Raw genomic sequence first — 8,073 nt, 5'->3', positions numbered from 1 at the left:
GGCTTCGTCCTGGGCCGCTTTCTGGCGTGCTTCTTCTGCAGCGCGGCGGGCTGCCTCGCGTGCTTGTTCGGCCCGCCTGGCTTCTTCCTCGAGCCGGCTTGCTTCGGCAGCGGCTTCCTCGCGCTCGCGCTTCTGGCGTTCTTCCCAGGCGCGATTGGCTTCCGCGACCTTGCGTTCGATCTCGGCCTGTTCGGCGGCCTTTCGCTGGGCTTCCGCCGCCTGGCGTTCAGCTTCGGCTTTATCGGCCGCTTCTTTTGCGGCGATCTCTTCGGCCGAAAGTTCCGGTTCCGGCATCGCTGCGCCGGCATCCTTCAACTCTTCCTTTTTCTTTTTCTTGCCGAACCAGAGGATCATGCAGGCGCCCCGATGAGTTTCTTTCCGTCCTGAGCGACTATCCGCGCAGAGACCGGGCGTCCAGCCTCGAGCCTGTCAAAGCCATCCAGCGTGACCTGCGAGAAATCGCTGAGGCGGCCATTGGTCTCCTGTTCGACAAGGACGTCCAGTGTCTTGCCGACATGGGTGTCGAGATGCCGCGACAACGCAGCCGCGCCTGCATCGCGCAATCTGGCGGCCCGGGCCTTGATCACGGACTTTTCAAGCTGCGGCATGCGCGCGGCAGGTGTGCCAGGCCGCGGGCTGTAGGGAAACACGTGCAGGAAGGCGAGGCCGCAATCCTCGACGAGCCGGACCGAGTTCTCAAAATGCGCTTCGGTCTCTGTTGGAAACCCGGCAATGATATCTGCGCCGAGCGCCATATCAGGCCGGATCGTGCGCAGCCGGTCGGCAAGCTCGATGGCCTGTTCGCGCGAATGGCGCCGCTTCATCCGCTTCAGGATGAGATTGTCGCCGTGCTGGAGTGACAGGTGCATGAAGGGTGCAAGACGCGGCTCCGCCATCGCTTCGAACAGCGCGTCATCCATCTCGATCGCGTCGATGGAGGAGATGCGGAGCTGTTTCAGTTCCGGCACCAGCTTCAGGATGCGCTGGACGAGATTGCCGAGCTGCGGCTGGCCGGGCAAGTCAGCGCCCCAGCTTGTCAGGTCGACACCTGTGAGGACGATTTCGTAATGCCCGGTCTCAACCAGGCGGCGGACCATCTGAACCACCTCCCCCGCCGGGACGGACCGCGAATTTCCGCGGCCATAGGGGATGATGCAGAAGGTGCAGCGATGATCGCAGCCATTCTGGACCTGCACATAGGCGCGCGCCCGGCCCTCCATCCCGTCGATCAGATGGGCGGCGGTTTCCTTCACCGACATGATGTCGTTGACGAGAATCTTTTCCGTGCCCTGAAGCAATTGCGGGGCAGCCCAGGTGTCGGCCTGCATCTTTTCATGATTGCCGATGACGCGGGTGACTTCAGGCATGGCCGCAAACGCGCCCGGATCGATCTGCGCGGCGCAGCCGGTGACGATAATGTTCGCGTCCGGATTATCTTTTCTGGCGCGCCGGATGGTCTGACGCGCGGTGCGGACGGCCTCTCCTGTCACGGCGCATGTATTGACGATGATCGCGTCTTCGAGCCCCGCCTTTTCGGCATGGCCGCGCATCACCTCGGACTCATAGGAGTTGAGGCGGCAGCCTAGCGTGATGACCTGGGATCTGGTCCGGGGGGGCAATGTATCTGTCATGACGGCGGTTCAGCAGCGGACATCGCGCCGAATGGCCGAAATATCAAGGGACTCGCCTCAGACCTCGAAGCTCATTTCGAGCTCAACGGGCCCGGTCATCAAGACGTGATCGGTATCTTCCCGCCAGTCTATGATGAGGTCACCGCCATCGAGGATGAGTTTGGCCTTGCGGTCTGTCTTGCGGGCGCGCGCGGCGCAGACAAGCGCGGCGCACGCGCCTGTCCCGCAAGCTTTGGTGAGGCCTGCGCCGCGTTCCCAGACGCGCAAACGGATGGTCTGACGGTCGATGATTTGCGCAAAGCCGACATTCACGCCCTCAGGAAACACGGGATGCCATTCCACAAGCGGCCCGATCTGGGGGATGTTATAGGCGTCGACGTCGTCGACAAAGAAGACCGCATGGGGATTGCCCATGGAGACGACGGCGGGGCGCGACAGATAAGGTTTGTCCATCGGCCCGATGCGCACATCGACACCGCGGACATCCATCTTTTCCGAGAGCGGAATGTCTTCCCAGCCCATGAGCGGCGAGCCCATATCGATGGTGACAAGGTTTCCGCTGGCGCGTTCGCCCTTGAGGACATCGGCATTGGTGCGGATCTTCACGCTCGGGCTGTCGGTTTCCTCAAGAAGAAGATGGGCGACCGCGCGCGTGCCATTGCCACAGGCGTCCACTTCCTCGCCGTCTGCGTTCCAGATGCGCAGAAAGGCATCGACCATTGTGTCACGCTCGATCGACATGACCTGATCAGCCTTCATTTCAGCGGCGATGGCGCGAATACGCTCAGCATCCGGCGCAAAGCGGCGCTCTCTCGCGTCGAAAATCGCGAACGCGTTTCCCGCGCCATTCATCTTCCAGACTTTCATGGAGAGATAGATAGGGCACGGAGCATTTGATCAGAAGCGATTTCTAGCGCGGCAGGCGCGAAGCGATCACCCAGCCGGAGACCTGTGACACCGCGGCAACAATCAGCAGGATGTCGGCGACAGGGTGGCGCCAGAAAAAGGCGAGGATGGCGACGCCGATCGAAATCCAGTCCACGCGGTCATCGCTGATCAGGTAACCGGCCGGTTTGCGCCGAGCCTCAATGGCCTGGAGGGTCAGCCCGTGCCAGGTCCGGTTCATGTGGGGTGGGCCGAAGACATCCTGCAGATCGCGCGGATCGGTAATGCCTGTGAGGCCGCAAAGCGTGCGGGCGTCGACCTGGCCGAGTTCGACCATCTGTTTCATCGTCATTGTGCCGAGCAGGCTCGCAAGCGCCATCAGAATGGTCGCGATGGATACGCCGAACAGCGTGATCCCTTCAAGGAGGTTGGTCATCATCGAGCCCTAGATGGGGATGGCGGCCCAGTAATCGAAGTCGAGCAGCACATCCGGGTCGTATTTTCCGTCCTCGCCGCGCAGCGGGAAGTCGCTGCACGGGTGGTTCTTCCCCGCGACCAGGCGCAGGCGCAGAGCGCCGGTGTTCGCAGACAGTTCGGCCTTGTCCAGCACTTCCGACCAGGCATAGATCGTGTCGCCCGCGAAGAGCGGCCCGGCATGCGTGCCGGCATTTATGGCCAGCATCTGGGCGGCGCTTTCGAGGCCGTTGAACGAGAGGGCGCGCGCGATGGAAATCACAACACCGCCATAGATGAGACGTTTGCCGAAGCGGCTGTCCTTCTGGGCGTGTGCGTCGAAATGGACCTTCGCCGTGTTCTGATAGAGCCGCGTGGCGATCTGGTGCTCGGCTTCCTCGACCGTCATCCCGTCGACATGGTCGATTTTCTCACCGACCTCATAGTCGCCGAACCGCCAGTTCGACCCGGCCAGGGCGTCGTTCCAGTCTGCGTAATTAGGGGCGGCGAGATCTGATGCCGCTACGGCGCCGGGCAGATCAGGAATGACAGTATCGGGCGCCGCACTGGCGGCATCTTTCTTGTGGACCATCACCCAGCGTACATAGGACAGCACCGTCTCTCCGTTCTGGTTCTCCCCGCGCGTGCGGACCCAGACGACGCCCGTCTTGCCGTTTGAGTTCTCCTTGACGCCGATCACTTCGGACACCGAGGTCAGCGTGTCACCGGGATAGACAGGCTTCAGGAATTTGCCCTCTGCATAGCCAAGGTTGGCGACGGCGTTGAGCGAGATATCCGGGACCGTCTTTCCAAAAACGATATGGAAGGCGAGTAGCGGATCAACCGGCAGCGCCGGAAAGCCATTGGCGGCGGCGAAGGTCTCAGCTGAGTAGAGCGCATGCCGGCTGCCTGTCAGGGCGCGGTAGAGCGAAACGTCGCCCGCGCTGAGCGTGAGCGGGGTTGCGTGGACAATTTCCATGCCCGGCTGGAAGTCTTCGAAATAGTTGCCCGGATTGGATTTCGTCATGCGGCCCTCGATCGGTCTTGGGGCCGCTTCAGATTATCCCTGCGCCGGCCCCGCTATGTCTGCGTGGACCACCTGCACTGTCTCATCGCCTGAAATCAAGGAGGAAGGACCCGCCGGGGCAAAAAGCAGCACGCAGAACGCCGCGACTAGGCCGACCGTCACAATCTGGGCCTCAGGACGGGAGAACGCGTCGCGCAATCCGGATGTCCCATAGACAACCAAGTGCGGCCCAAAGAAGAAAAGGGCGGACAGCACCAGAAAAAGACCGGCGATGATAAGCAGGATCGTCATGACCTGCTTGTCGCATACCTCATTTGATGCGTGGCTAATCAGACCTGTGAAATTTCACCGATCTTCTCGCTTATTTGACCTCAAGCAGCTTCTCGATCGGCCGGCCAAGCGCGGCTTTGCCGCCTTTAATGCCGATGGGGCGCTGGATCAGGCGGGGATTGTCGGCCATCGCTTCATAGAGCTTTTCGTCGGGAAGATCGTCCGGGATGTCGAACTTGGCCGCGTCCTTTTCGCGCAGGAAGTCGCGCGGCGAGGCGGCGCCCATCTTCTCGGCGATGTCCTTCAGCTCGCCAACCGATAGCGCTTCCCCGGCATTCATGTATTTGCGCACCTCCGGTTCAACCCCGTTTTCCTGAAGCAGGGCGAGGCCCTTTCGCGAGGTGCTGCAGCCGGTGTGGTGAAGAAGTGTGTAGGTCATCTATGCGGTCTCCATGGCCTCGATCGCTTCGTTCACAGCGACGATGCGTTTTGCTTCTTCAAGATGGAGCAGCTCCGTCATTTTTCCATTCACCTTGAGCACACCCTTTCCGGCATTGGCCGGATCGGCGAAGGCGGCGATGACGTCATGGGCCTGCGCAACATCTTCTTCAGCGGGCGCGAAAACGTCATTCGTGATGTCGATCTGTGATGGATGGATGAGCGTCTTGCCGTCAAAGCCAAGCAGCCGGCCCTGGCGGACCTCCTGCTCCAGGCCCTCTGCATTCGAGATATCATTGTAGACACCATCAATCGCGACGATGTCATAAGCCCGCGCAGCCGCAAGTGTGAGGCCGAAGAACGTCTGGAAGGCAAGGCGCGAGGGATCGTTCACCGCGCGCAGTTCCTTGGCGATGTCATTGGTGCCCATGACAAAGGCCGTCAGGCGCGTGCGTCCGGCAGCCTCGGCGATATCCTTGATATTGAGAATGGCTTTTGGCATTTCGATCATCACCCAGAGACCGAAATCTTTTGGCGCGCCCGCGCGGCTCAGCGCATCATCCAGCCGGTCTATGTCGCCGCCATCGATGACTTTTGGCGCCAGAATGGCGTCCGGCCCAGCAGCCACCGCGGCTTTCAGATCATCAAGTCCCCATTCGGTGTCGAGGCCGTTGATGCGGATGACCACCTCCCGCTTGCCATAGCCGCCATCCTTCACAGCCTTGCAGACGGTCTCGCGCGCTTCGGCCTTGGCCTCTGGCGCTACAGCGTCTTCGAGGTCTAGGATCAGCGTGTCGGCGGCAAGGCTCTTTGCCTTTTCGAGTGCACGGGGATTGGCGCCAGGCATGTAGAGACAGGATCTGCGTGGACGGTGAGTAGTCGCTGCGGTCATGGTGGCGGGCCCCTGTTTGAACGTCGCCCTTCGATGCCGCCAGACGTGAAGTCTGTCCAGCCCATCGGCCAAATTGCCGCTATCCGGCCGCTTCCATGACGATGCCATTCAGCGTGTCTTCAACCTTGGCGGCGGGCGTATCGTCCGGAGAGACCTGGTACTGACGGAGGATCGCGGAAATGTCCTGCCGGATCACGTAGACCCCAGAATCGGTCTCCAGGACGAGGATTTTCATTGGCAACTCGATCCCGAGCGCTGGATTGGCCTGCATGATCGGCGTTCCGGCCTGGGGATTGCCGAATATGAAAAGTGTTGAGGGCGGCAGGGTCATGCCGGCTTCCGCCGCGCCTTTGGCGTGATCGACCTCGGCGAATATCTCGACGGGCCGGCTTTGCAGGGCGGCGCGCAGCCGCGAGACCGTCTCGTCGAATGAGTGGGTGCTGGGCGTGGATATTGTCGCTTGGGGTGCAGACCGGTCGTGATTTGCTGAGTGCGGTCCGCTCATCGAAGTTGGCGAAGACGTGCAGCCGGCCACGGCAATCATGACAGCCGCAGCCGAAAGACTGATAATTTTCATGGCGAACTCTTCCCGATTTGGTCTGGCAGTTGAACGCCCCAATGTTAGAGATGTTCAATAATTCTCCCTACTGGGAGAGCGCTATTCATGACTGATCTGAGGAGCCGATGACTGAGATTAGCGGCCATGTCGCGCCGGGGTTCGAGCCGGTCGCAGACGTTTTTCGAGAAACTTTTGAGGCTGGCGAGGAGCAGGGCGCTGGCTTCGCCGCAATTCTGGACGGCGAAACCATTATCGACATCCATGCAGGCTTCGCTGATCGCCAGTCCAGACAGCCCTGGACCGGCCGCACGCTCGTGCCGATCTATTCCACCACGAAGGGCATATCCGCGATCGTCGCCGCACGGGTTATCTGCGGCCTCAAGGACGGGTATGACACCAAAGTCGCCGAGGTCTGGCCGGAATTCTCCGCGGCAGGCAAGGCCGACATGACGATCGGCCAGATGATGTCCCACCAGGGCGGCCTGCCTGGCTTTGCCGACCCAATCGATCCTGACCTCTGGCTCGACCCTCCGGCGCTTGCTGCAACCCTCGCCGAGACAGAACCGCTCTGGGAGCCGGGCACCGCGCATGGCTACCATCCCTCGACCTGGGGATATCTCGTGGGCGAAGTCGTCCGCCGTATTGAAGGGCGCAGTCTCGGCACGATCCTGCGCGAAGACATCTGCGAGCCGGCCGGCATAGACTTCTTCATCGGCACACCGCAGAGCGAGCATGACCGCTGCGCCGACATCCTTCGCCCGCGCGCGATGCCGGATCTCGGCGAGCTCAACGAGTACAAGAAAGCCGCCTTCCTGAAGAAATGGTCGTCGCCTACGCGCACCGGGCCTGAATGGCGCACGATGGAACAGCCGGCCGCCAATGGGCACGGCACCGCGCTTTCAGTGGCTCAGCTCTACGGCATCTACGCGCATCGCGGCAGCCTCGGCGGGGTGACCATTATCGAGCCGGACTGTTTCGACAAGCTGAGCCGCCGGCGCGCCTATGGGGGTGACCTGGTGCTTCCCTTCACGACAGAATTCGCCGCCGGCGTGATGCGCAACAGCGAGGGAATTTATGGGCCGAACCCTGAAACGCTCGCCCACTCAGGGTGGGGCGGTTCGCTCGCCCTGGGCGATCCTGATCGCAGCCTGTCTGCGGCCTATGTGATGAACCGCCAATCGAATTATCTGCAAGGAGATCCCCGCGCCCGCCGGCTGGTCGATGCGCTCTATGGGTGTTTGTGAGCGATGTTCTGTGAGGTCGACTGGGCGGCATTCCTGATCGCAATGGCCATCGTCGAGCTGACGCCCGGACCGAATATGGGCTGGCTGACCACGCTGTCGGCACGCCGCGGGCGCAAGGCTGGGTTTCTGGCTATCATCGGCATCACGCTCGGCCTGTCCGTGCAGCTCATTCTCGCAGCAACGGGCATGGCCACGCTGATCGCAGGCCATGACTGGCTCTATGAGACCATCCGCTGGGCCGGCGTGGTCTTCATGCTGTATCTTGCCTGGGAAGCCTTTTCGGATACGGGCGAGAGTTCGCCCGGGTCCGCCGATGGTCTTGAGGGGTTGGGCAGGGGCTTTGTCGCCAATCTCCTCAATCCCAAAGCGCTCGTCTTCTATATTGCAATCGTCAGCCAGTTTGCCAGCTGCGCGCGTGCCCCGCTTGCCCTGCAAATTCTGCTTCTGGGTAGCCTGCACATTCTGATCTCCGTCATTGTTCACACCGCGATTGTGGTTCTCGGCGCCAGCATTGGTGACCGGATCGCTGCCATGCGGAGGTCAACCGGCGTTCGTGCCGCGTTTGCGCTCGCACTTGTCGGCATTGCCATCTGGATCGCTTTCAGTACGGCGCGCGCGGGCTGAGTTGTGTGCTCGACTGAAGTCGAAACTCGTCCGAGACGGGAGTCTGGCAC

The 8,073-nt window shown here is 61.5% G+C and carries 10 protein-coding genes and 1 pseudogene; 2 read left to right on the top strand and 9 right to left on the bottom strand.

Annotated features, from left to right (window positions below; genetic code table 11):
* From WA989_RS07280 to WA989_RS07240, 9 genes and pseudogenes are all read right to left on the bottom strand, one after another.
* Positions 1-354: pseudogene (locus tag WA989_RS07280) on the bottom strand (signal recognition particle-docking protein FtsY); the annotation flags it as partial.
* The gene (mtaB, locus tag WA989_RS07275) at positions 351-1,631 is read right to left on the bottom strand and encodes a tRNA (N(6)-L-threonylcarbamoyladenosine(37)-C(2))-methylthiotransferase MtaB (RefSeq protein WP_424339841.1); all 1,281 of its coding nucleotides are present in this window, start codon (positions 1,629-1,631) and stop codon (positions 351-353) included. The gene mtaB and the pseudogene WA989_RS07280, both read right to left, overlap by 4 nt.
* Positions 1,632-1,688: 57 nt before the next feature.
* Positions 1,689-2,498 carry a diaminopimelate epimerase gene (gene dapF, locus WA989_RS07270; protein ID WP_424339840.1) on the bottom strand — a complete coding sequence of 270 codons (810 nt, stop codon included), beginning with the start codon at positions 2,496-2,498 and terminating at the stop codon, positions 1,689-1,691.
* Positions 2,499-2,541: 43 nt separating this feature from the next.
* On the bottom strand, positions 2,542-2,952 hold the full coding sequence (locus tag WA989_RS07265) for a hypothetical protein (RefSeq protein ID WP_424339839.1): 411 nt from the start codon (positions 2,950-2,952) through the stop codon (positions 2,542-2,544).
* 9 nt (positions 2,953-2,961) lie between these two features.
* Positions 2,962-3,996, bottom strand: coding sequence for a MaoC family dehydratase (locus tag WA989_RS07260; protein ID WP_424339838.1), 1,035 nt, complete (start codon positions 3,994-3,996; stop codon positions 2,962-2,964).
* Between the two features lie 33 nt (positions 3,997-4,029).
* Positions 4,030-4,287 (bottom strand): hypothetical protein, encoded by a 258-nt coding sequence (locus WA989_RS07255; protein ID WP_424339837.1) that lies wholly within the window; start codon positions 4,285-4,287, stop codon positions 4,030-4,032.
* 70 nt (positions 4,288-4,357) lie between these two features.
* The gene (locus WA989_RS07250; protein WP_424339836.1) at positions 4,358-4,705 is read right to left on the bottom strand and encodes an ArsC/Spx/MgsR family protein; all 348 of its coding nucleotides are present in this window, start codon (positions 4,703-4,705) and stop codon (positions 4,358-4,360) included.
* Positions 4,706-5,596: an HpcH/HpaI aldolase/citrate lyase family protein gene (locus WA989_RS07245; protein ID WP_424339835.1), complete on the bottom strand. Its 891-nt coding sequence runs from the start codon at positions 5,594-5,596 to the stop codon at positions 4,706-4,708.
* Between the two features lie 79 nt (positions 5,597-5,675).
* Complete coding sequence (locus WA989_RS07240; RefSeq protein WP_424339834.1) at positions 5,676-6,173, bottom strand: DUF302 domain-containing protein; 498 nt, start codon at positions 6,171-6,173, stop codon at positions 5,676-5,678.
* 107 nt (positions 6,174-6,280) lie between these two features.
* Here WA989_RS07240 and WA989_RS07235 point away from each other — a divergent pair, with 107 nt between their 5' ends.
* Together WA989_RS07235 and WA989_RS07230 are read left to right on the top strand one after the other, a co-directional pair.
* Positions 6,281-7,399, top strand: a complete 1,119-nt coding sequence (locus tag WA989_RS07235; RefSeq protein WP_424339833.1) for a serine hydrolase domain-containing protein — start codon at positions 6,281-6,283, stop codon at positions 7,397-7,399.
* Positions 7,400-7,402: 3 nt separating this feature from the next.
* Positions 7,403-8,023, top strand: coding sequence for a LysE family translocator (locus WA989_RS07230; protein ID WP_424339832.1), 621 nt, complete (start codon positions 7,403-7,405; stop codon positions 8,021-8,023).
* The last annotated feature ends 50 nt before the right edge of the window (positions 8,024-8,073 follow it).

The organism is Henriciella sp. (assembly GCF_049649345.1).
Lineage (GTDB): Bacteria > Pseudomonadota > Alphaproteobacteria > Caulobacterales > Hyphomonadaceae > Henriciella.
Note: the sequence above shows the minus strand (reverse complement) of the source record. Positions and strands in the feature narration are given on the sequence as shown.

Excerpts from the sequence above, each read along its gene's own strand:
- mtaB (WP_424339841.1), bottom strand. The coding sequence starts at position 1,631 with ATGACAGATACATTGCCCCCCCGGACCAGATCCCAGGTCATCACGCTA.
- dapF (WP_424339840.1), bottom strand. The coding sequence starts at position 2,498 with ATGAAAGTCTGGAAGATGAATGGCGCGGGAAACGCGTTCGCGATTTTC.
- WA989_RS07265 (WP_424339839.1), bottom strand. The coding sequence starts at position 2,952 with ATGACCAACCTCCTTGAAGGGATCACGCTGTTCGGCGTATCCATCGCG.
- WA989_RS07260 (WP_424339838.1), bottom strand. The coding sequence starts at position 3,996 with ATGACGAAATCCAATCCGGGCAACTATTTCGAAGACTTCCAGCCGGGC.
- WA989_RS07255 (WP_424339837.1), bottom strand. The coding sequence starts at position 4,287 with ATGACGATCCTGCTTATCATCGCCGGTCTTTTTCTGGTGCTGTCCGCC.
- WA989_RS07250 (WP_424339836.1), bottom strand. The coding sequence starts at position 4,705 with ATGACCTACACACTTCTTCACCACACCGGCTGCAGCACCTCGCGAAAG.
- WA989_RS07245 (WP_424339835.1), bottom strand. The coding sequence starts at position 5,596 with ATGACCGCAGCGACTACTCACCGTCCACGCAGATCCTGTCTCTACATG.
- WA989_RS07240 (WP_424339834.1), bottom strand. The coding sequence starts at position 6,173 with ATGAAAATTATCAGTCTTTCGGCTGCGGCTGTCATGATTGCCGTGGCC.
- WA989_RS07235 (WP_424339833.1), top strand. The coding sequence starts at position 6,281 with ATGACTGAGATTAGCGGCCATGTCGCGCCGGGGTTCGAGCCGGTCGCA.
- WA989_RS07230 (WP_424339832.1), top strand. The coding sequence starts at position 7,403 with ATGTTCTGTGAGGTCGACTGGGCGGCATTCCTGATCGCAATGGCCATC.